Annotated in this window: 21 protein-coding genes; all 21 read right to left on the minus strand. The window is 43.6% G+C overall.

The window, feature by feature from the left end:
- Positions 1-241: 241 nt before the first annotated feature.
- Positions 242-1,312, minus strand: a complete 1,071-nt coding sequence (locus tag H7992_RS16900; RefSeq protein WP_187045364.1) for a BMP family lipoprotein — start codon at positions 1,310-1,312, stop codon at positions 242-244.
- A gap of 48 nt (positions 1,313-1,360) precedes the next feature.
- Complete coding sequence (locus H7992_RS16905; protein ID WP_067211112.1) at positions 1,361-2,089, minus strand: GntR family transcriptional regulator; 729 nt, start codon at positions 2,087-2,089, stop codon at positions 1,361-1,363.
- A 164-nt stretch (positions 2,090-2,253) separates the two neighbouring features.
- A complete protein-coding gene (locus tag H7992_RS16910) occupies positions 2,254-4,587 on the minus strand; it encodes an FtsK/SpoIIIE family DNA translocase (protein WP_187045365.1) in 2,334 nt (777 codons plus the stop codon).
- A gap of 209 nt (positions 4,588-4,796) precedes the next feature.
- Positions 4,797-6,464, minus strand: coding sequence for a ribonuclease J (locus H7992_RS16915; RefSeq protein WP_187045366.1), 1,668 nt, complete (start codon positions 6,462-6,464; stop codon positions 4,797-4,799).
- A gap of 108 nt (positions 6,465-6,572) precedes the next feature.
- Positions 6,573-7,463, minus strand: a complete 891-nt coding sequence (dapA, locus tag H7992_RS16920; protein WP_187045367.1) for a 4-hydroxy-tetrahydrodipicolinate synthase — start codon at positions 7,461-7,463, stop codon at positions 6,573-6,575.
- A gap of 26 nt (positions 7,464-7,489) precedes the next feature.
- The gene (locus tag H7992_RS16925) at positions 7,490-8,515 is read right to left on the minus strand and encodes an aspartate-semialdehyde dehydrogenase (RefSeq protein WP_067211122.1); all 1,026 of its coding nucleotides are present in this window, start codon (positions 8,513-8,515) and stop codon (positions 7,490-7,492) included.
- Between the two features lie 177 nt (positions 8,516-8,692).
- A complete protein-coding gene (locus H7992_RS16930; RefSeq protein ID WP_187045368.1) occupies positions 8,693-9,283 on the minus strand; it encodes a dipicolinate synthase subunit B in 591 nt (196 codons plus the stop codon).
- Between the two features lie 12 nt (positions 9,284-9,295).
- Positions 9,296-10,069 carry a dipicolinate synthase gene (locus H7992_RS16935; protein ID WP_187045369.1) on the minus strand — a complete coding sequence of 258 codons (774 nt, stop codon included), beginning with the start codon at positions 10,067-10,069 and terminating at the stop codon, positions 9,296-9,298.
- Positions 10,059-10,334 carry a YlmC/YmxH family sporulation protein gene (locus tag H7992_RS16940; protein ID WP_067211130.1) on the minus strand — a complete coding sequence of 92 codons (276 nt, stop codon included), beginning with the start codon at positions 10,332-10,334 and terminating at the stop codon, positions 10,059-10,061. Before H7992_RS16940 ends, H7992_RS16935 begins: the two co-directional genes overlap by 11 nt.
- 71 nt (positions 10,335-10,405) lie before the next feature.
- Positions 10,406-11,653, minus strand: coding sequence for a M16 family metallopeptidase (locus H7992_RS16945; RefSeq protein ID WP_187045370.1), 1,248 nt, complete (start codon positions 11,651-11,653; stop codon positions 10,406-10,408).
- Positions 11,654-11,932: 279 nt separating this feature from the next.
- Complete coding sequence (gene pnp / locus H7992_RS16950; protein WP_067211135.1) at positions 11,933-14,050, minus strand: polyribonucleotide nucleotidyltransferase; 2,118 nt, start codon at positions 14,048-14,050, stop codon at positions 11,933-11,935.
- Positions 14,051-14,524: 474 nt separating this feature from the next.
- Positions 14,525-14,794, minus strand: a complete 270-nt coding sequence (rpsO, locus tag H7992_RS16955; protein WP_067211137.1) for a 30S ribosomal protein S15 — start codon at positions 14,792-14,794, stop codon at positions 14,525-14,527.
- Positions 14,795-14,923: 129 nt separating this feature from the next.
- Positions 14,924-15,871: a bifunctional riboflavin kinase/FAD synthetase gene (locus H7992_RS16960; RefSeq protein WP_187045371.1), complete on the minus strand. Its 948-nt coding sequence runs from the start codon at positions 15,869-15,871 to the stop codon at positions 14,924-14,926.
- A 12-nt stretch (positions 15,872-15,883) separates the two neighbouring features.
- Positions 15,884-16,795 carry a tRNA pseudouridine(55) synthase TruB gene (truB, locus tag H7992_RS16965; protein ID WP_187045372.1) on the minus strand — a complete coding sequence of 304 codons (912 nt, stop codon included), beginning with the start codon at positions 16,793-16,795 and terminating at the stop codon, positions 15,884-15,886.
- Between the two features lie 195 nt (positions 16,796-16,990).
- A complete protein-coding gene (rbfA, locus tag H7992_RS16970) occupies positions 16,991-17,353 on the minus strand; it encodes a 30S ribosome-binding factor RbfA (RefSeq protein ID WP_067211145.1) in 363 nt (120 codons plus the stop codon).
- A 22-nt stretch (positions 17,354-17,375) separates the two neighbouring features.
- The gene (locus tag H7992_RS16975) at positions 17,376-17,606 is read right to left on the minus strand and encodes a DUF503 domain-containing protein (RefSeq protein WP_370569893.1); all 231 of its coding nucleotides are present in this window, start codon (positions 17,604-17,606) and stop codon (positions 17,376-17,378) included.
- A gap of 44 nt (positions 17,607-17,650) precedes the next feature.
- On the minus strand, positions 17,651-20,092 hold the full coding sequence (infB, locus tag H7992_RS16980) for a translation initiation factor IF-2 (protein WP_187045373.1): 2,442 nt from the start codon (positions 20,090-20,092) through the stop codon (positions 17,651-17,653).
- Positions 20,040-20,417, minus strand: coding sequence for a YlxQ family RNA-binding protein (locus H7992_RS16985; protein WP_067211153.1), 378 nt, complete (start codon positions 20,415-20,417; stop codon positions 20,040-20,042). Before H7992_RS16985 ends, infB begins: the two co-directional genes overlap by 53 nt.
- Complete coding sequence (rnpM, locus tag H7992_RS16990) at positions 20,414-20,692, minus strand: RNase P modulator RnpM (RefSeq protein WP_067211155.1); 279 nt, start codon at positions 20,690-20,692, stop codon at positions 20,414-20,416. The genes H7992_RS16985 and rnpM overlap by 4 nt, the downstream gene beginning before the upstream one ends.
- A 19-nt stretch (positions 20,693-20,711) precedes the next feature.
- Entirely contained in the window at positions 20,712-21,908 is a 1,197-nt protein-coding gene (nusA, locus tag H7992_RS16995) for a transcription termination factor NusA (protein WP_187045374.1), read from the minus strand.
- A gap of 22 nt (positions 21,909-21,930) precedes the next feature.
- Entirely contained in the window at positions 21,931-22,407 is a 477-nt protein-coding gene (gene rimP / locus H7992_RS17000) for a ribosome maturation factor RimP (protein WP_067211160.1), read from the minus strand.
- Positions 22,408-22,456: the final 49 nt, after the last annotated feature.

Genomic DNA, 22,456 nt, shown 5'->3' on the forward strand with positions numbered 1-22,456 from the left:
TACAATTCAGCAGGGGTTTGAACCCCCACTGAATTGTAGGCTTCGTTTGCATTCATCTCACCATTTATAGAAGTGGGAGACTTCTGTTGCTGACACTTCGCTTTCAGTACAAAAAAATTGCTGAATGAAGTTAAATTAACAGAAGAAAAGAAACCTCGAACGGCATCTTTTCTTCTAGTAATTTAAAGGAGAATCATGGAGACCGAAATAAATCGGCCTTCATGATTGCTTATTTCTTTTATTATTTTTTAGCTCTGAATTCTGGAACTTCGATTTCACCGTCGGCAATTTGCTTAGTGAATTTTTCAACTTCGTCTAATACATCTTGTGGAATTGCTCCGTGCGAATCAGCAAGTGCAATACCGTTGTCAGCAAGACCGAAAGTTGTTACTTCACCGCCAGGGAATTCGCCTTTAGCAGCTAGATCCGCCGTGTTTTTAACTGCAATGTCAACACGTTTAAGCATTGAAGTCAATGTAATGTTATCGTCGCCTACTTTACCTTCATCGTATTGGTCAGAGTCAACGCCGATTACCCATACATATGCATCTGGATCTGCTTTTTTACGTTCTTTAGCTTCAGAGAATACACCATTACCAGAACCGCCGGCAGCGTGGAAAATAATATCTACGCCTGAAGAGTACATACGGTTTGCTGTTGCTTTACCAAGTTCAGCTTTTGCAAAGTCGCCTGTATACTGTACATCCACTTTTATTTCAGGTTTCACTGCAGCAACACCTGCAATGAATCCAGCTTCAAAACGTTCGATAACGGGAATTTCCATACCGCCGACAAAACCGATTTTATCGGATTTCGTCATACGAGCAGCTGCAACACCCGCAAGGAATGCGCCTTCTTGCTCTTTGAACATAAGACTTGCTACGTTTGGAAGGTCAGAAACCTCGTCAACAAGTGCGAAATTGTTGTCAGGACGTTGTGTTGCAACTTCCTCGATTGACTCTTTCAAAAGGAAACCAATTCCATAGATTAGATCAAAATCACGTTGAACTAGTTTGTTTAAGTTTGGTAGGTATTCAGCGTCTTCTTTTGATTGTAAATAATCAAAACCGCCATCGCCTTTTGTATAGTTATTCTCTTTGCCGTATTCTTTAATTCCTGCCCAAGCAGATTGGTTGAACGATTTGTCGTCAACACCGCCTGTATCAGTTACCATTGCGATTGAAAAAGTATCTTCTTTCGAACCGTTTGTAGAACCTTCTTTGTCTTTCGCTTTATCCGTTCCGCATGCACCAAGTAGTGTGCCTGCAGCTAGAACCACCGATAAAGCTAAACCAAATTTACGTTTGCCCATTGTTGGAACCCCCTTGTTTTCTTCATATTAGTAGGACGTATTAACGTCTTATACCCTTTTGCGTACTACGTGGAAGCTGAATTTATCAGCTCGAAAATAATTTTTCGAGTAGAGGACCATTTCGCCTTCCTCACTGTAATGATGTTGCCGGAGGACAAGGAGTGGAACGTCAATCCCACACCTCAGGATGGACGATGCTTCATCATCGTATCCAACAGGTTCAATGTGCGCCACAGCTTGAACAATACGGATTGTACCTGACTTTTCGATTGCGTCGAATAGGGAATTATTCAATAACTCGTCCGTTCCAGACGAAAGATTTTTTGAAAGAACCTTATCAATACAATAGACGACCGGGTCGCCGTCCGCAGTCCTTACTCTTTTAATTGTAACTAGACGCTCATCTTCACTACATCCGAACTTTGCGATACTTTCATCACATGGTATCGTCTCTAAAACGTCCATAAAAATCGTTCCTGGCTCCATCCCCGCATCACGAATCATAGAAGAAACACTGGTTAAGTTTTCAATGCCAGATGAAAACAATGGTTTTGGTTTAACGAATGTTCCAACACCATGTTTACGGACAATGACTTTATCCTCCTCTAATACACGAAGTGCTTCACGGAGTGTTGCACGGCTGACACCCAACGTACGAGCGAGTTCAAATTCCGAAGGGAACCGCTCATTCTCTTTGAATATTCCCGATTCAATGTCCTTTTTCAGACGTTCAATCACCTGGACATATAGATGCCTTTGGTCCGCCTTTACCATCATTACATCTCCCCCTCAACGAGGTCAGACCTCTGATGTTAAACGTCACTACTAATCATCCATACTATATCACTTTCGTCATATAAAATAAACAATACTTCGAAAAATATTATCAATGTGTTCTTTTGATGTGCTCAAATATACCTATTCTGCCATTCTTTTCAGGATTAAATATCCGTTTCGTCCTTACTCATTAGCACTTGACGCGGTTTACTGCCTTCAGGTGGTCCTACAATCCCCCGCATCTCCATCTGATCTACAATGCGTGCGGCTCTCGAATAGCCGACCCTGAAACGACGCTGCAATAAGGAGACGGAAGCTGTCTGCATGTCCGTCACAAGTTGAACTGCTTCATCGTAATAGTCATCCGTTTCTTCATGTGGTGCTACTTCTTCTATTTCTGTTGGAATCATTTCTTCTTGATATTGAGCTTTCTGCTGCTCAATAACAAAATCGACAACTGCCTCAACTTCTGCATCCGTCACGAACGCCCCTTGAATCCGGACCGGTTTTGCGACACCCGCCGGAAGGAACAGCATGTCCCCCCTACCAAGTAGTTTTTCCGCACCGCCGCCATCCAAAATTGTTCTTGAATCGATTGACGATGACACTGCAAATGCAATCCTAGATGGGATGTTCGCTTTTATGATGCCCGTTATAACGTCAACACTCGGTCGTTGTGTCGCAATGATCAAGTGAATCCCAGCAGCACGGGCCATTTGTGCGAGCCGTGTGATTGAATCTTCCACATCGCTGGAGGCGACCATCATGAGGTCCGCGAGCTCATCCACAATAACGACGATGTACGGCATGCGTGGATGCTTTTCCTCATTCTCTTCGTTCCAGACTTCGATATGTTCATTGTATCCTTCAATATTTCTAGTTCCTGTGTGAGAAAACAATTCGTAACGTCTTTCCATCTCAGAAACAACTTTCTTCAGTGCTTGAGATGCTTTCCGTGGATCCGTGACGACCGGGGCAAGCAAGTGTGGAACACCGTTATAGACATTGAGCTCAACCATTTTAGGATCGATCATCATCATTTTCACTTCATGCGGTTTTGCACGCATTAAGATACTGACAATAATGCCGTTGATACATACACTTTTACCACTACCTGTTGAACCGGCAATCAGAACGTGCGGCATCTTATTCAATTCTGCCAGCATCGCCTGTCCTGTTACGTCACGCCCTAGTGAAATCATTAATTTTGAATCAGGACGATTATTCTCTTTTGCTTCAATGACTTCCCTCAGACTGACAACAGCAACCGAACTGTTTGGGACTTCGATACCGATTGCAGACTTCCCTGGAATCGGGGCTTCGATACGAATTCCACTTGCTGCTAGTGCAAGTGCTATGTCGTCAGCGAGGCTCACGATACGGCTTACTTTGACGCCCGTATCCGGTAACACTTCATACTTCGTGACAGCCGGTCCAAGATGCACCTCAGTAACCTTCGCTTTCACGCCGAAACTAAGGAAAGTTCGTTCAAGTTTTTGCGCATTCGCCTGAATCGAATTGTACTCTTCCGATTGATCGATAATGGGCGTTTGTTTCAGTAATGACGGTGGAGGCAAGATGTAAGATTCATTCTCCTCTTCTCCTGTGACACCTGTGTAAGCATTGACTTCTACGGCAACTTCCTGTTGTTCTTGTAGTTGCCCTTCTTCTACAACTGCCGCCTGCTCGTCCTCAACAGGCTTATCTCTCCTTTCACTAAAGGCCGAAATGATTGGTTGTGATACAACCTCTTCGATTTCCGGTTGGAGCGGAGGTAGATTTTGCACAGCTTGTTCATCAGCTGTATTAGCTTTTCTCTTCGAGCGAGTCGTTCTTGATTCGCTCGAAGATTTTTTAACTGCTGATCCTTTTTTGGGAATTGAATCTTTCATCGATTTAAGTAGTTTCGGGAAATGTTCGGCTGCATATGGAACAAGCGCTTTGCCCGTTAAGAGAACAATACCGATTAAAAACAATAAAATACCTGCAACTGTTGCCCCAGCCGAGTCAAACAACGAGTAGAACATGGCAAATAGAATTGCCCCCGTCATTCCTCCCCCGAGCGCTCCACTCCTTGATGTGATGCCATCATTTGTGATAAGCACTTTCCATGTTTCTTTAAGCGCCGAATTCGACATAAGAACACGGCTTTCATACAGTTCCTTGAACAAATGGACATGACTAAACAGAACAAAACTTGCCAGGATGAATAAACATCCTCCTACAACACGGTTTCTCCAACCGCCTACCTTCTGTTTTATCATGAACATAAGTGCCTGAACAATGAGCAAGAGTGGGATCGCAACATGCCAGTTACCGAAAATAAATCTAGACAAAGAAGAGAGGCCTCTCCCAGCAATTCCGAATTCAAATATAATGATGATGGCAAGACCAATCATCACCAAGCCCATCACTTCATAGATCAACGGATGCAAATCGGATGACTTCTTTTTCTGCGCGGTTGATTTCTTTTTCTTCTTACTTGATTTTCTAGCCATGTATTTATGGTACCTCCTTTTCAAAAAAAGGGTTTCCCGCCGGTCAGACGGCAAGGAAACCCTTTGTAGCATTATTATCGATTCTATATACTCTGAAATAAAGATTTCCTTCTACCCGTTTCCGCGCTCAGGGATGCCTTGTAAGGCACCTTTGCTCAGTTTATACAGGTGTGAAAGTATTCATATGTTCAATAAATATAGTTGTTGTATTAGTATTCCATAATTATAGGAATAATCATTGGTCTTCTTTTCGTTTGCTGATACAGATACGAACTAAGTGTATCGCGTATCTCTTGTTTAATGTTTGTCCATTCGAACGTCTCTTTATTCACATACTTCTCAACAATTTTTCTGACAAGATTTGCAGACTCTTCAAGAAGCTCTTCGGATTCACGTACATAGACGAATCCACGAGAGACGATTTCCGGTCCTGCAGCGATGCGTTTCTGTTTACGGTTTAGTGTGACAACAACTGTAAAGATCCCATCCTGTGAAAGTAGTTTACGATCACGGAGAACGATATTTCCAACGTCCCCTACCCCAATTCCGTCAATCAGAATATTACCTGCTTGAACTCGTCCACTCATGCGCATTTTATTGTTTTTATATTCGACAATGTCGCCTTTATCTGCAATAAATATTTGTGATTTCTGAAGTCCTGTCTCCTGTGCAAGTTTGGAATGCGCAATAAGCATCCGATACTCGCCTTGGATTGGAACGAAATAGCTAGGTTGCATTAAGTTCAGCATCAATTTCAAATCTTCCGAACTACCATGCCCTGAAACGTGGACATTCTTACTTGAAGTAAGAACATTTGCACCAGCTTTTGCAAGATCATTCATTGTCTGGAACATCGAAACTTCCATTCCAGGAGATGGTGTAAACGTAATAAGAACTGTATCTGTTTCTTTGATACGTAAGTCTCTATGCTGTTTACGTACAATTTTCTCAAGCGCATCAAGCGGCTCGCCTTGGTTACCTGTCACGATAATAACAACTCTATCATCATCATACTTCTCGATTTCTTTGACTGGGATGACAATGTCATCTTCAATCGTTAAATAACCGAGTTTCATGCCGACTTCGAAGTAACTTTCTAGACTCTTCCCAACGACTGCCACCTTTTTACCTGTTTCCAATGCCGTATCGAATACTTGCTGAATACGGATAAAATTCGACGCATAAAGCGCGACAAGAATTCTACCTTCTGCTCCGTGGAACGTTTTAGATAGACTTTTTTCAATAACCGACTCAGATGTCGTATAACCGGGACGCTCTGCTTCGGAAGAATCCGACATTAGGATGAAGACACCTTCTTCACCAAGTGCCGCCATTTTCGCAATGTCGGGACGGTACTTCCCTTTAGCAGACTGATCGAATTTGAATTCTCCAGTATGGACAATTGCCCCTTCACTTGTATGGAATACGATTCCGAGTGAATCTGGTATGCTGTGTGTCGTATGGAAGAATGTTACGTACGTACCTTTAAAATTCATTCGGCTTTTGTTCGTCACTTCAAAAAACTTAACGTTCGAGGGTGCCGGCATTTCTTTCAAATGTTCTTTCGCCAATGCGATTGTCAATTTTGAACCATAGACAGGTGCTTGTACTTTTTGCAGAAGATAGGAAATCGAGCCGATTGCATCCTCATGACCGTGCGTCAGGAAAATCCCTTTTACGCGGTCTTTGTTTTCTTCAATATAACTTATATCTGGAATGACGATGTCAATTCCAAGCATTTCTCCTTCAGGGAACATAAGCCCCGCGTCAACGATGAACAGTTCGTCATCAACTTCGACCACGTACATTGCTTTCCCGATTTCTCCAACTCCACCGAGTGGAATGATTTTAATTAGTTCATTTTTTGTTTTTGTCACTTTGTTTCCTCCTATTAATAATTCCCGTCCATAACGACTATATTTCATTATACGGGACTGAAGCTATCTGTACAAACAAAAAAAGCCGGTAATTGATACCGGCTCCGATTAATTGAAAATATGAAGGTTTTTTCTATAGTTTTTCCAGACGTTATCAAAGGGTTCATCATTGCCTTCGAGCGCGACCAACGGCAATCTAACTCCCCCAGTTTCAACACCCAGTTTTTCTAGCGCGTATTTCACCATCACTGGGTTGGGAGCAGTAAAAATCGCACGGAATAAAGGTAGCAACGCTCTATGCATCGCCCCAGCTTGTTCTGTTCGCCCATCTTTGAATGCAGCAATCATCTGCTGCATTTCATTGCCTGCAACGTGAGAAGCGACCGACACGATACCTTTTCCACCTATCGCCAAGGTCGGTAATGCCAATGAGTCGTCCCCGCTATAAACTGAAAATCCCTCATCCGTCCCTGAAATAATGTCCACCATCTGCTCCAGGTTTCCACTCGCTTCTTTTACTGCTCGGATATTTGTTATTTTCGATAAAGCGATGAGCGTTTCAGGAAGCATGTTGACAGCTGAGCGCCCCGGAATATTATACAACATCACTGGTAGGCTAGTTTCACCTGCGACATGCGCGAAGTGGGCGTACATTCCTTTTTGATCAGGTTTGTTGTAGTAAGGTGCAACGAGCATAATACCGTCAGCCCCAACCCGTTCCGCCATCCGTGTAAGCTTGACGGTTTCCTTTGTAGAAAACGTACCAGTCCCCGCGATGACTGGTATGCGCTTGTTTACTTCTTTTATCGTGAACGTAAAAAGTGCTTCCTTCTCTTCTACGGAAAGCGTAGGAGATTCACCAGTCGTACCACATACGACCAATGAATCACTCCCATTCGCAATCAGGTGTTCAATCAGTTTGGCAGTTTTGTCGTAGTCAATGTCTCCCGTTGATGAAAAAGGGGTGACCATTGCAGTCGATACGCGTCCAAGCTCCATTGTTATCAGCCCTTTACTTTGTTTTATTAGTTAAGCAGAGTTTCTGCGATTTGCACCGAATTAAGTGCCGCCCCTTTTAGGAGATTGTCCGATACAATCCACAGATGGAATCCAGCCGGGTGTTCTGGGTCTTTTCTTATACGGCCCACAAACACTTCGTCTTTTCCTTCTGCAAATAATGGCATCGGATACAATTGTTTAGATGGATCGTCTTGGACGACGACGCCTGGTGCATTTTCAAGTAGAGCGTGAAGTTCTTCTACAGAAACTCCCTCTTTACCAATTTCAATATAAACCGACTCAGAATGCCCTGTTACGACAGGTAGACGTACACATGTCGCTGACACGGACAATTTCTGATCACCAAATATTTTTTTGGTTTCATTCATCATTTTGAGCTCTTCAAGTGTATATCCTGAAGCATCGAAGGCATCAATTTGAGGAATCGCATTGAATGCGATTGGATAATGCCGTTCTGCTGAAGCAGATGGTAAAATAGCTGCTTCTATTTTCGAGCGGTTTTCAAACTGCAAACTTTGACTTTCCAACTCTTCAATTGCTTCAGAACCGGCACCTGATACTGCCTGATACGTTGAAACAATAATTCGATCCAATCCAAACTTCTCACGAATCGGTTGCAGCGCAGTCACCATTTGAATCGTCGAACAGTTTGGGTTGGCAATGATTCCTGTATGTCCGCTTAAAGCTCCCGCGTTCACTTCAGGAACAACTAACGGAATGTCTTCTATCATCCGGAATGCGCTCGTATTATCAATGACGACCGCTCCTCTTTTTACTGCTTCATGTGCAAACTTTTCTGAAATAGATCCGCCCGCACTGAAAAATGCGATGTCAATGCCTTCGAATGATTCTGGAACCGTTTCTTCAACAATATATTTATGGCCACCTGCCGTAATTTCTGCACCTGCAGATCGCTTAGAGGCTAGTAGCTTAATTGATTGGACTGGAAAATTACGTTCAAGTAATTTTTCAAGAATTTTTGTACCCACAGCTCCCGTAGCACCGACTATTGCAACATTAACCTTTTTCATCTCTATCTCCCTTTCAGCTTATACGGATGCATAAATAATCAGGACATGCATTTTTTATACTGTTTCCCAAATTGCTACAAAAAACAGCATGATTAACATAAATACTTCTGTCCCTTACATCGTTAGCAGTTCATTGGAGGAATTATATCATATATCCGATTATTCTGCTCTGTATTTTTATTTTTTGTCATGAATAATTAATAACGGTTGAAGTTGTCTTTTTTCAAGAGCTGCAGCTGTAGCAGGTACCATAAGCGTGAAATCGGAGATAAGTGAATTTGGTTTTTTTACTGGATCATCTTGCCCAAAAGGGATGAAAAACACATTTTTCATATTGAGTAGCTTCATGAGGTTCATTGCGTTTAAGCCAAGTGCATCGTTTGTTGAAATACCTATAAGTACTGGACTTTCATTCCGTAACGTAGCTTTTGCAGCCATTAAGACAGGTGAATCTGTTGCCGCGTTAGCAAATCTGCTCATGGAATTCCCAGTCATCGGTGCGATAACCATACAATCGACAGGAGTTTTCGGTCCGAATGGTTCAGCTCCTACAATTGTAGAGATAACTTTTTCACCCGTTGCGGCTTCAATTCGTGCAATCCATTCTTCCCCAGTTCCGAAACGCGTTGCGGCTGTCAAAACAGAGTGAGTGATAACGGGCACAACGGTTGCTCCCGCGTCTTTTAGCGCATCAATGACTGGTATAATTTCCTCATACGTACAATGTGACGCCGTAATCCCAAGGCCTATCCTCTTTCCCTTTAGCATCGTGTTCCCCTTTCATCTTCTATACATTCTCTCGAGCGCATCCGCCAAAGCGATTGCTGCATCTACAGGAAAGTGTTTTCCCGGTAATCCGAGGAGTACTGTATAGTATTCAGATGAAAGTTGCGCCTTTAGGCAGCCCGGGGCTGACGCAAGGTCATAAATGTGCAGTCTGGGGTTCTCAGTAGCCACAAGCCATTTTGCGGGAATCGTGTTAATCAGCATTCCCTCTTTCATTGCCCAATCGTCCGTTAACTGCTCCGTCTTATATCCGTGGTAACAAGCTTCACCAATCTGAGCTTCAGACCTAGCAACGACAGTCACAACAGCCCCTAAAGATGCCAATGCATGTGCTGTCGCCTTACCAACCTTGCCGAAGCCCGCCACGGAGAAAGGAGTCCCTGAAATGCACCGTTTTGTGCGCGCATAGTATTCATGGATGAATCCCTCGGCAGTCAGCTTCGCATTTTGCCAGATGAATTGCTCTTCTTTTAGATAGTAATGGAGTGACAATCCTGCCTCTCTTAGAGGCTTCAGCCATGGTTCCGAGGCGACTCCTGTATAGAGTTCCGTTCCCTCTTCTAGCAATAAAGGAGGAATTTCGTTTTTCATTTGTAAAATCGGGAAAACAATTTGCCTTGGCGAATAGTTCGCAATCACTTCACCAAGTTCATCCGAATAATGATCGGTTCCAATGTGTTGAGTGGCAAATCCTCTTTCAAACATGATGTCGCTGCAAGCCGCCAATCTGCTGTCCGTCCCTATGAAGAGCCAGTTATTATCTTTCATCGCTAGCCAACTCATCCATACTATGCGTTTTTCCGAATAGAATACGATGTTCTCCAATCAAGACAATTTCGTGCCAAGGTATGAATTCATCCGAAGGTTCTTGACGGTTCTTGAATGAAAACCGACCGAACTTCTTCTTTATTTCAAATCCGATAATATCCCCTGTTCTCCCGTTAAAAATAAGGTCGGTATCCGCCAAATAACCATAGCGGACCCCGTCCTCAACTTGAATAAGCTCCTTCTGAGCAAGTTCTGAAAGTAGCATCGTCATTCCCCTTTCCTTCGTCTCCATCCATCATATGAGATGAGCACGGGAAAACTGACTAACGCTAGCAATCATCTATTAAATTCTTTTAGAACATCCTTTGGGGCGATGATGGATGTTGCCCGTTGCCCACTAAAGATGTCGTTTGCCATTCTATAGACCTGATTTAATTCGATATTATCGATAAGAGCTACAACTTCATCGACTGATTTATGCTCCTCTAAAATGAGTTCATTTTTACCGTTGCGGTGCATCCTTGCTTCTGAACTTTCAAGACCTAGCAGGAACCCGCCTTTTAACTGCTCTTTCGCATTATGCAATTCGTTTTCTGTAACGCCTGCCGTCAATATCGATTGAATTACTTCATCAATCGTATCGGACAATTCTCTGAGATTCTCTGGGGAAGTTCCACCGTATATCATGAATGCACCCGTCGTTTTATACGCGGAGAAATAGGAATGAATTGAGTAGGCCAAACCACGTTCTTCACGGACTTCCTGAAATAGTCGCGAGGACATCGAGCCGCCTATTATGCTATCTAACACAATCAACTCTGGAATTCGTTTATCGTCTACAGTAAGCCCTGTAAAGCCAAGACAGATATGGGCTTGTTCAATATCTTTTTCTTTCAGCGTAATACCGCCGTGGAATTCAGGTAACGCTACTGGTGTCGCCCGTTCAATCTTCTCGTCCTTTTTGAATGAACCGAATTGAACTTCAATCAGCTGTATTAATCGATTGTCATAGTTGCCAGCTACTGAAATAACAACTTGATCAGGCGTATACGTGCGACCCATGAAGTCATCTATCATTTTGCGGTTGAACGTATTGATTGTCGATTCATCACCGAGAACTGGTTTACCAATCGGTTGTTCTGGAAACATAACGCTCCATAACCGTTCGTCTACATCATCATCCGGTGCATCTTCGACTGCTGCAATTTCATCAAGGACAATCGACTTTTCTTTCTCAATTTCTGCTTCATCAAACGTCGAATTGAAAAACATATCCGTTAAGATGGATAGCGCGCGAGGTGCCTGGTGTCCGAGTACCGTCGTGTAATAACAAGTCATCTCTTTCGATGTGAAGGCGTTAACGTCTCCGCCAATCCGATCAAATTCCTCTGCTATCGTGCGCGCACTTCGTGATGGCGTTCCTTTAAAGAGCATATGTTCAATAAAATGAGCGATTCCAGCTTCTGATTCCATCTCATCTCCTGAACCTGCACCTACCCATATCCCTAATGCAACCGAGCGTACATGCGGCATTTTTTCATGGACGATTCTGACGCCATTTCGGCATACTTGTGTTTCTATCATTCTTGGAATCCCCCTTTTAAACTCTATTCTATTTTTATAGTATATTTGATGGATGAAGAAAAGCGCAAGCGGACCGAGTTAGAGAACTCAGCTTAAGTTCACCACAAGAGGAAGGCAGTCTAAAGTCGCCGCGTCCTGCGACAACAAGGAGGGATGCAGTTCAATCCCTCCCGATTGACTTATGACCCGAGCGTGTGGTCGCTAGAGACTGGACAATGAAGAAAAAGCCCCTCATCTTCACTTGAAGAGGGGCTTTCCATTCTAGTGCTGTATGTCGATTCAGCTATTCGCTTTTTCAGCTGCTTCTTTTTCTTCAAGAATGACAATTTTTCTAGACAAGTTAACGCGTCCTTGGTTATCAACTTCAGTTACTTTTACGAACATTTCATCGCCCATTTTCAAGACATCTTCAACCACTTTAGTCCGCTCTTCTGCAATTTCAGAAACGTGGAGCAGTCCGTCTTTACCTGGGAATAGTTCAAGGAAGGCACCGAATTTCTCAATGCGTTTCACTTTCGCCATATAGTATTCGCCAACTTTTGCTTCGCGAACGATATTCTCAATCATCGCTTTCGCTTTGGTATTCATTTCATTGTTTGGAGAAGAGATATAAATCGTACCATCTTGTTCAGTATCGATTTTAACATTCGTCTCTTCGATGATCTTGTTGATGACTTTTCCGCCTGGCCCAATTACGTCACGAATCTTGTCTGGATTGATTTTGATAACGATAATTTTCGGAGCATATTCTGAAAGCTCTTCACGCGGTCCTGAAATTGCTGTGATCATATGGTTTAAAATTTTCAAGCGACCTACTTTTGCTTGTGTCAATGCTTCTTCCAAGATTTCACGTGAAAGACCATCGATTTTAATATCCATTTGAAGCGCAGTGATTCCTTTGTCAGTTCCTGCTACTTTGAAGTCCATATCGCCAAGATGATCTTCCATCCCTTGAATATCGGAAAGAACAGAGTAGTTGTCCCCTTTTTTCACAAGACCCATTGCGATACCCGCAACTGGAGCTTTAAGTGGAACACCCGCATCTAACATGGCCATTGTTGACGCACAGATCGATGCTTGTGAAGATGAACCGTTTGACTCGAGTACTTCAGCTACTAGACGAATTGTGTACGGGAAATCAGTATCATTCGGGATAACCGCTGATAATGCGCGTTCCCCAAGTGCACCGTGCCCAATTTCACGACGTCCTGGTCCACGGATTGGACCCGTTTCACCAACACTGAAGTTCGGGAAGTTATAATGGTGCATGAAACGTTTTGTTTCTTCAAGACCAAGACCATCGATGATTTGTACTTCACCAAGGGCTCCAAGTGTACAAACACTAAGCGCTTGCGTTTGTCCGCGAGTAAAGAGACCTGAACCGTGCGTACGTGGCAAGATGCCTACTTCAGATGCAAGTGGACGAATTTCGTCAAGGCCACGGCCATCAGGACGGATTTTTTCATCCGTAATAAGGCGACGTACTTCTTCTTTAACCATATAATCCAAAACGCCTTTTACTTGTTTCATCGTCGCATCGTCCGCTTCGTTTTCTTTGTAGCGTTCGATTACTTCGTTTTTCACTGCATTGATAGCATCTTCACGCGCATGCTTCTCAACAGTTTGGATTGCATTAACAAGATCGGTTTCACAGCTATTTTTAATATCGGACATAATTGTTTCATCCAATGTGAATAGTGCAACTTCCGTTTTCGCTTTGCCGACTTCAGCAATGATTTTTTCTTGGAATTCAATCAGTTTAATGATTTCACCGTGTCCGAACATAATTGCTTCAAGAATGATATCTTCCGCAACTTCTTGTGCGCCTGCTTCAACCATGTTGATCGCATCTTTCGTACCAGCGACAACAAGGTCAAGTTCACTCTTCTCCAATTGTGCCGGTGTTGGGTTAACGATGAATTTCCCGTCGATTAATCCAATTTGAATACCAGCGATTGGTCCTTCGAAAGGAATGTCAGAAATCGACAATGCAAGTGAAGAACCGAGCATTGCTGCCATTTCAGATGAACAATCTTGATCAACTGACATAACAAGTGAAATAACTTGTACATCATTGCGGAACCCGTCTGCGAATAAAGGACGGATTGGACGGTCGATTAGTCGGCTCGTTAAGACCGCTTTTTCTGATGGACGTCCTTCACGTTTAATGAAGCCACCTGGAATTTTCCCAACAGCATACATGCGTTCTTCATAATTCACTGTAAGAGGGAAGAAATCTAATCCTCGTGAATTTTTAGAAGATGTTGCAGTTGAAAGTACTGTTGTTTCCCCGTAGCGTACAAGTACTGCTCCGTTAGCTTGTTTAGCAAGTTGTCCCGTTTCAATTGTCAACGGTCGTCCTGCCCAATCTAGTGTATAAACTTTTTTCTCGGTCATAATTGAACCCCTCTCCATATCCCAGCCTCGACTGTATACGTGTATGTACTTAGTAGTAGTGTAAGTGATAGCGCTCAGTGAACACAAGTTTTTATCATCATTAACCGTCATCATGGCACATTTGTACAGTATACCACTTTATTGTGGTTTCTAGTATAGAATGGGCGAAATTAGTGGTGTTATGGACTTTTTTGTAGGAAATGAAACACGGAAGTAAAGGACATAAAGAATTCCTGCAATCTGCCTCGCCGCCAGTCTTAGGGCGGGAGACTGCCACCTACTAATACAACGCCACTGTGAATGCATAAGCATGTCGTAGTGCTTTATGTTCAAAGTAAAGGCATTGACATGGTTTTTTACGAGTAAGTTCATGGCGAGCATAATAGGGCCCATGGCGGTCATAACGAGTTAAACGCAATTAAAAATACGCACAAAAAAAAGCGGGCACGAGGCCCACTTTCGATAGTCATCTTATTAACGGCGAAGGCCGAGTTTAGCAATAAGATCACGGTAACGCTGAACTTCATTGTCTCGTAAGTATCTCAAAAGTCTTTTACGAGTTCCGATCATTTTGTAAAGACCACGACGTGAGTGGTTGTCTTTCTTATGAAGACGGAAATGTTCTGTCAGGTTATTGATCTCTTCTGTAAGGACAGCGATTTGTACATCTGCTGATCCAGTATCAGTATCATGAATTTTGTATTCACTGATCAATTCATTTTTACGTTCTTGTGTGATAGCCATCTTCTTCACCTCCATATAGTAAGATATCCCCGGTTCCCGAGCAAGCGTTGGTGATTCGCGATGCCAAGGAATGGTTTGTGCACATTGGCACGTATTTATAGTACCACGCCTATTTTGGAAATGCAACAATCATCCTCGTACTGCTAGAATCTCTTGTGCGCTTTTTTTGTCTTTGGCGATCTGTTCGACAAGCAGATCAATGGAACCGAATTTTTGCTCAGGACGGATATGTCCCACCCAGTCTACAAATGCTTCTTTACCATAGAGATCTCCGGTAAAATCGAGTACATGCACTTCTACGACGGCCTGTCTATCACTTGGATCATGGAACGTCGGTTTAACGCCAACATTACACACACCTTCATATGTTTGTTCATCCACAGTAAAACGCACTGCATAGACGCCATTTGCAGGCAACACTGTACTTTTCTCTGGCATAACGTTGGCAGTGGGGAATCCGAGCAGCCTTCCTCTTTTCTCGCCGTCAACGACTATACCCACTGTCCGGAAAGGTCTTCCAAGAAGCAATTCTGTCTCTTCAACATTACCTTTAGACAAAAGCTCACGAATCCGTGTTGAGGAAATCTTTTGCTCATTATCTGTTACTTTTTCAATAACAGTTGTACCGAATGCCCCGTCTGACAAAGCAGCCATCTGCTCCATGGTGCCCGCGCCCTTCGAACCGAATGTAAAATCAAACCCTGCAGTAACATGCAAAACATGTAGTTCCTTCAAGAAAATATCCACGAATTGCTTAGGCGAAAGCGAAGCAAGTGCCCAGTCAAACGTTACGATGAACAAAGCATCGATCCCCATTGCACTAAGTAGCCTAGCTTTTTCCTTATACTGCGTAATATAACCTACCTTATTTTCACCATCACCAAATAGATGAGAGGGATGCGGATCGAATGTCATAACAGCCGAGCGGATACCTAGTTCTTCGGCCTTTCTTTTCGCTTCGTTGATCACTGTCTGATGACCTCTATGCAAGCCGTCAAAGAAACCAATCGCAAGGGAGTAATTCGCATCATCGTCAATCGTAATTGTTTCTGGATAATGCAATTTGTAGATGTCCATTAGTATCGCCCCTTACCTGTTCAATGGAAACATCTTTTCAGGCTTCATAAGACCAAGCTTGGTAGGATGCTTCCTGTATACTGCAAGTGCCTTGCCTTCATTCATAAACACGAGTGCCTCTTCCGTGTCCAGCAGTGGATGCTCCGGCAACACTTGTCCATTTTCTACTTTCTCCAGAAGCTCCTCAGGGATTTCAATCGCAGTAAAATCACTTAGTGCATCTTCAAGCGGACGAAGTATCGAGGCTATTTGCCCTTCTTCTTGAAGAGCCCTCACTTCATCCAATGTACGGCAATCGTCCTGCACGTACGTTCCTGACGATGTACGGACTAATGCGGCCATATGCGCCGGGAAACCCAGTTGCTCCCCTATTTGGACTGCAAGCGTGCGGATGTACGTTCCTTTGCCGCAAGCAACTCGGATGCGGAATGAAACTGTTTCACCTTCATACCATTGTACAGGATCCAACAATTCGATTTCACGAATGAACACTTTCCGTTCAGGCCTTTCAACTTCAATGCCTTTTCGAGCATATTCATATAACTTTTTACCATTCACTTTTACAGCAGAATACATCGGTGGAATTTGGACGATTTCGCCTGTCAATTTGGCGAGCGCTGCTTCAATTTCCGTTCGTGTAATATGTTTTGGTGATAAATCCGAAGCTACGACTGCTCCATCCGCATCTTCCGTTTCAGTTGCAGTCCCAATGGATACAACCGCAATATATTCTTTGCCAGAATCTGTTATATATTCAGCGACCTTTGTTGCCTGTCCTAGACAAATCGGCAATACGCCCTCTACGCTTGGATCAAGTGTACCGGTATGTCCCACTTTTTTCGTACCGAGAATCTTCCGCAACTTGAATACACAATCATGCGAAGTCATTCCTTTTTCCTTCCACAGGGGAAGTATTCCATTCATACACGCCACCACCTTCACAATTCTTACTATATGTAAAAAGGAGGAAGCCGGAAAGTCCTTGTGGACACCGACTTCCTCCTTTTTGTTCTGGCTAGACTCCGGGTACCAGATGCTAGGGTCATAAATCAGTCCAGCTCTGCGGATAGTACCCCGCGACGCTGGCCCGCTTTATGCCCGTCGTATCTTAGCGGCACCCTACTCTTTTTCTACTTCATTGTCTTCGTTTTTCACCTGTTTAAGAAGTGATTCGATTCGAGTTCCGTATGCAACGGAAGTATCATATTCGAACTTAAGTTCGGGTGTTATCCGAAGCCTGATTCGCTGGCCGATTTCAGTACGAATATATCCTTTCGCCTGATTCAGCCCTCTTAGTGTATCCTTTTTTTCCGAATCTTTTCCAAGAACGGAAATGTAAATCGTTGCATGTTGAAGATCACCAGTCACCTCGACATCAGTTACTGTAACAAAACCGATTCGTGGATCTTTAATTTTTTGACCGATGATTTCACCAAGCTCTTTTTTCATCTGCTCTGCAACACGATTAGCACGCATTGTCATGGATGGTCACCCCAATCCCGTTTTAATAATAGTCGAGCGTTAAGTTGGACAATTCCCATTCTGGATTTGACTCCAAAAGTCGGATTGCCCGCCTAACCTCACGCTCAGCTGCATCTTTTGATGAGGCAACAGCAACAAGAGCGATTGTTGTTCGTTGCCACAGATCCTGATGATCTAGTTCTGAGATGGAGACATTATAGTCATTTTTGACTCTGTCCGTCATCCGTTTTAAAACAGACCGCTTCTCTTTCAATGAAGCCGCCTCCGGAATGAAGAATGAACATTCCGCATAGACAATCATACTCGTTTAATTTCTTCCATGATGAAGGCTTCGATAACGTCGTCTACATGTATATCGTCAAAGTTTTTGATTGTAATACCACATTCATAGCCTTTTGCTACTTCTTTTGCATCGTCTTTAAAGCGTTTCAATGTATCTATTTCGCCTTCGAAGATGACGATGTTGTCGCGAACGATACGAACGCTTGAATCACGAGTAATCTTACCGCTCGTCACATAGCTTCCCGCAATCGTTCCGATTTTAGACACTTTAATTGTTTCGCGTACTTCAACTTGGCCGATAACTTTTTCTTCGTATTCAGGGTCAAGCATACCCTTCATTGCCAATTCGATTTCTTCAATCACTTTATAGATGACACGGTGTTGTCTGATTTCAACGCCTTCTTCTTCAGCCGCGCGTTTCGCGTTGACATCTGGACGAACGTTGAATCCAATAACGATAGCATTTGATGCAGCAGCAAGTGAAATATCAGATTCATTAATCGCGCCAGCACCTGTGTGGATGATTTTAACGTTGACGCCTTCAACTTCAATTTTCATAAGTGAAGATGCCATCGCTTCAACCGTACCTTGTACGTCTGCTTTTACGATTAAGTTCAATTCTTTGATTTCGCCTTGTTTCATATGATCAAACAAGTTATCAAGTGTTACACGTGTTTTCTCAACGCGTTGATCTTGCAGCGCTTCACCAGCTCTAGTTTCCCCGATTTGGCGTGCTGTTTTCTCGTCTTCAAAGACAACAAAACGATCTCCAGCTTGAGGTACATCGCTTAACCCTGTAATTTCAATCGGTGTAGATGGGCCAGCTTCTTTCACGCGGCGTCCAATGTCACTTACCATCGCACGTACACGACCGTATGTGTTACCAACTACGATTGGATCACCTACACGAAGCGTTCCGTCTTGTACAAGAAGCGTTGCAACAGCACCGCGACCTTTATCAAGAGAAGCTTCAATAACACTTCCGCGTGCGCGTATGTTTGGATCAGCTTTTAGTTCAGCGACTTCGGCAACAAGAAGAACCATTTCAATCAACTGGTCAATTCCTTCGCCTTTTAATGCTGAGATTGGTACGAAAATTGCATCTCCGCCCCATGCTTCAGCAACAAGTCCTTGGTCTGTTAATTCTTGCATAACACGGTCTGGATTTGCAGAAGGCTTATCCATCTTATTCACTGCAACGATAATCGGAACTTCAGCCGCTTTCGCATGGTTGATTGCTTCGATTGTTTGTGGCATAACACCATCATCCGCTGCTACAACAAGAATCGTAATATCAGTCACTTTCGCACCGCGTGCACGCATCGTTGTGAACGCCGCGTGACCTGGTGTATCAAGGAATGTTATTTTCTTGCCCTTTTCTTCGATTTGGTAGGCACCAATATGCTGTGTGATACCGCCCGCTTCGCCTTGTGTAACTTTCGTATTACGAATCGAGTCTAGAAGTGTCGTTTTACCGTGGTCAACATGCCCCATGATTGTAACGACTGGAGGACGTTCAATTGAAGCAATAGCTGTTTCTTCATGCTCCTCAAAGTACGTTTCAAGATCAGTTACATCGATACGAATTTCTTCTTCTACTTCAACTTCATAATCTGCGCAGATGAGTTCAATCGCATCTTTGTCCAATTCTTGGTTGATTGTAGCCATGATACCAAGCATGAAGAGTTTTTTGATGATTCCAGACGGTTCCCGGCCTAGTTTGTTCGCTAGTTCAGCAACTGACAGTGATTCGTAGAAAGTGATTTTTTCCGGTAACGGTTTTTCCACTTTTGGAATCGGGTTCGCTGGACGATATCTTCTACGCCCTTGGTTTATACCACGTGCTGGTGGACGTCCACCGCGACCGCCACCTGGACGACTTGGACCTCCGCCACCTGGGCGTCCGCCTTGTCCACTTGGTGCGCCTTGTGCTGGACGGTTGCCACCTGTTGAACCTTGCGCTGGGCGATTGCCGCCTGTTGAACTTTGTGCTGGACGGTTGCCACCTGTTGAGCTTTGTGATGGGCGATTGCCACCTGTTGAGCTTTGTGATGGACGGTTGCCACCTGTTGAACTTTGTGCTGGACGGTTGCCACCTGTTGAGCTTTGTGATGGACGGTTGCCGCCTGTTGAGCTTTGTGATGGGCGATTGCCGCCTGTTGATCCTTGTGATGGGCGATTGCCGCCTGTTGAGCCTTGCGCTGGGCGATTGCCGCCTGTCGAACCTTGTGATGGTTTTGGAGCCATTTTTTGTTCAGCACCCTTCGTTTCTACTTTTGGCGCACTTGGTTTAGTGACATTGCCACTGAATTTACTATTCAGCTTTGTAATCGAATCATTATCTAATGTCGACATATGATTTGTAACACTTACATTTATCTTTCCAAGCTCATCAATAACTTCTTTACTCGTCCGATTCACTTGTTTCGCGTATTCGTGTACTCGTATTTTCGTCATTAGTCCACCCCCGGTTATATTCGTTGAGTAGCCCGGACACCTTTTTAGCAAAACCGCTGTCCGTTAGCGCAAGCACCACTCGCGACTCTTTTCCAACTGCATGTCCAAGCTCTTCTCGAGTCCCGAAAACATGCTTCTCAACGTTGTAAAATGCACTTTTATCAGTTAATTTCTTCAATGTATTTTTAGATGCGTCTTCTGAAATAATTACAAGACGCGCTTTGCCGGCACGAATTTCCCGAACAACCAAATCTTCACCCATTATAAGCATTCTTGCCCGCGCCGCCATGCCAAGCATTTGATAAATCTTTTTCGGATCTGTCATTTTAATGCCTCCCGGCGGATCGCGTGGAGAAGATCCTCAAATACCTGTTCAGGTACGGCCGTTCCAAGTTGACTTTCAATCGATCTGTTACGGCGCGCGGATTCAACTGCTTCTTCGGATTTTGACACATATGTCCCGCGGCCTGATTTCTTGCCAGTGAGATCGACTGAAACTTCCCCTTCTTTCGGGCGGACGATGCGAATCATTTCCTTTTTGGGAAACATATTGCCTGTCGCCGCACATTTACGCAAAGGAATTTTTTTCATGTTTGTCATGTGTGCTCAACCTTTCCTCTCAGTCTTCGTTTTCCGTATCCGTATACAGATCGATTGTTTCAGTTCCAACGTCTTCTGTTACTTCATCTTCAACGAAGTACGGGTCGCTTTCGTTCGCGTCCCCATCCAACTGGACTTGTTCTATGATTAACGCACTAGTGGCTGACGGATAAATCCCAAGTTCGCGTGCATCCGTTTCGCTCTTAATGTCGATTTTCCAACCAGTCATCTTGGCAGCAAGTCTAGCGTTTTGACCACGTTTCCCGATAGCAAGTGACAATTGATAGTCAGGTACAACAACCGTTGTCGATCGATCTTCTTCATTTACCTGAACGTCAATTACTTTTGAAGGACTCAGTGCATTTGCTACGAATATAGCTGGATCCTCTGACCATTCGACGATATCGATTTTCTCGCCATTTAGTTCATTTGAAATCGATTGAACCCGTGCACCTCTTGCGCCTACACATGAACCAACCGGATCTACTGCATCATTATTCGTATGAACTGAAATTTTAGAACGATCTCCCGCTTCTCGTGCAATCGATTTGATTTCAACGATACCTTCAAAGATTTCAGGAACCTCAACTTCAAACAGTCTGCGAAGAAGTCCTGGATGTGTTCTTGATACGAACACTTGCGGACCACGTGATGTACGTTCAACTTTTGTAATATAGACTTTGATACGATCATGGGGTTGATACTTTTCTGTCGGGATCTGTTCCCCTACTGGTAAAACAGCTTCGACTTTCCCAAGACCAACATACAAATTTCGTGCGTCAAGGCGTTCAACAATACCGTTGACGATATCATCTTCCCTATCGACGTACTCTTCATAGATGATGCCACGTTCCGCTTCCCTCACACGCTGCGTAACAACTTGCTTCGCAGTTTGTGCTGCAACACGACCAAAGTCGCGTGGCGTCACTTCTTCTTCAACAACATCTTCAAGTTCATAAGATGGGTTGATTTTATGTGCATCTTCAAGACTGATTTGTAGACGCTCATCTTCGACTTCTTCGACAACGTCTTTTCTTGAATAAACTTTCATTGTTCCTTTATCAAGGTTCAAGTCAACGCGCACATTTTGTGCCTGATTAAAATTGCGTTTATATGCGGTTACAAGTGCCGCTTCGATTGCTTCCACTAATACGTCCCTAGAAATACCTTTTTGCTTTTCTAAGGCTGTCAATGCATCGAGTAGATCACTACTCATGTTAATCACTCCTACTATTCAATTATGCGGAAAAGTCGATTGCCAAACGGGCAAGTGCGATTTTATCCAGTTCGATTACAACTTTTATTTTTCTAGTCTTAATGCGCATTTCAACTTCAGCGCCTTCAGGACCATATGCCAATAAATAACCTTCGAACTCTTTCATATCTTTAATGGCTTCGTACGTTTTAATGAATACGAACTGTCCAATCGCTTTTTGAAAATCTTCTTCCTTCTTCAACGGACGCTCTGCGCCTGGTGAAGACACTTCAAGAAAGTAGTTTTGCGGAATTGGATCAGTACGGTCAAGCTCTTCACTCAACTTTTCACTAACTTGAGAGCACTGATCAATATCGATGCTTCCGTTAGGTGTATCAATATAGACCCGTAAAAACCAGTCTCTTCCTTCTTTAACGAACTCTACATCGACAAGTTCCAATTCTAGTTCCTCTACAATTGGACCGGCGATTTTTGCGACTTCTTCCGTAATATTACTCATCTTAGCCCTCCCGAAATATTAATCAAATACGCCTCGGCGTATTTGCGCC

The organism is Sporosarcina sp. resist, from assembly GCF_014302295.1.
GTDB classification, from domain to species: Bacteria; Bacillota; Bacilli; order Bacillales_A; family Planococcaceae; genus Sporosarcina; species Sporosarcina psychrophila.

What these genes read in the sequence shown, in the direction of transcription:
- H7992_RS16900 (WP_187045364.1), bottom strand. Translation starts at nt 1,312, where the DNA reads ATGGGCAAACGTAAATTTGGTTTAGCTTTATCGGTGGTTCTAGCTGCA.
- H7992_RS16905 (WP_067211112.1), bottom strand. Translation starts at nt 2,089, where the DNA reads ATGATGGTAAAGGCGGACCAAAGGCATCTATATGTCCAGGTGATTGAA.
- H7992_RS16910 (WP_187045365.1), bottom strand. Translation starts at nt 4,587, where the DNA reads ATGGCTAGAAAATCAAGTAAGAAGAAAAAGAAATCAACCGCGCAGAAA.
- dapA (WP_187045367.1), bottom strand. Translation starts at nt 7,463, where the DNA reads ATGGAGCTTGGACGCGTATCGACTGCAATGGTCACCCCTTTTTCATCA.
- H7992_RS16925 (WP_067211122.1), bottom strand. Translation starts at nt 8,515, where the DNA reads ATGAAAAAGGTTAATGTTGCAATAGTCGGTGCTACGGGAGCTGTGGGT.
- H7992_RS16930 (WP_187045368.1), bottom strand. Translation starts at nt 9,283, where the DNA reads ATGCTAAAGGGAAAGAGGATAGGCCTTGGGATTACGGCGTCACATTGT.
- H7992_RS16935 (WP_187045369.1), bottom strand. Translation starts at nt 10,069, where the DNA reads ATGAAAGATAATAACTGGCTCTTCATAGGGACGGACAGCAGATTGGCG.
- H7992_RS16940 (WP_067211130.1), bottom strand. Translation starts at nt 10,334, where the DNA reads ATGCTACTTTCAGAACTTGCTCAGAAGGAGCTTATTCAAGTTGAGGAC.
- H7992_RS16945 (WP_187045370.1), bottom strand. Translation starts at nt 11,653, where the DNA reads ATGATAGAAACACAAGTATGCCGAAATGGCGTCAGAATCGTCCATGAA.
- pnp (WP_067211135.1), bottom strand. Translation starts at nt 14,050, where the DNA reads ATGACCGAGAAAAAAGTTTATACACTAGATTGGGCAGGACGACCGTTG.
- rpsO (WP_067211137.1), bottom strand. Translation starts at nt 14,794, where the DNA reads ATGGCTATCACACAAGAACGTAAAAATGAATTGATCAGTGAATACAAA.
- H7992_RS16960 (WP_187045371.1), bottom strand. Translation starts at nt 15,871, where the DNA reads ATGGACATCTACAAATTGCATTATCCAGAAACAATTACGATTGACGAT.
- truB (WP_187045372.1), bottom strand. Translation starts at nt 16,795, where the DNA reads ATGAATGGAATACTTCCCCTGTGGAAGGAAAAAGGAATGACTTCGCAT.
- rbfA (WP_067211145.1), bottom strand. Translation starts at nt 17,353, where the DNA reads ATGACAATGCGTGCTAATCGTGTTGCAGAGCAGATGAAAAAAGAGCTT.
- infB (WP_187045373.1), bottom strand. Translation starts at nt 20,092, where the DNA reads ATGACGAAAATACGAGTACACGAATACGCGAAACAAGTGAATCGGACG.
- H7992_RS16985 (WP_067211153.1), bottom strand. Translation starts at nt 20,417, where the DNA reads ATGACAGATCCGAAAAAGATTTATCAAATGCTTGGCATGGCGGCGCGG.
- rnpM (WP_067211155.1), bottom strand. Translation starts at nt 20,692, where the DNA reads ATGACAAACATGAAAAAAATTCCTTTGCGTAAATGTGCGGCGACAGGC.
- nusA (WP_187045374.1), bottom strand. Translation starts at nt 21,908, where the DNA reads ATGAGTAGTGATCTACTCGATGCATTGACAGCCTTAGAAAAGCAAAAA.
- rimP (WP_067211160.1), bottom strand. Translation starts at nt 22,407, where the DNA reads ATGAGTAATATTACGGAAGAAGTCGCAAAAATCGCCGGTCCAATTGTA.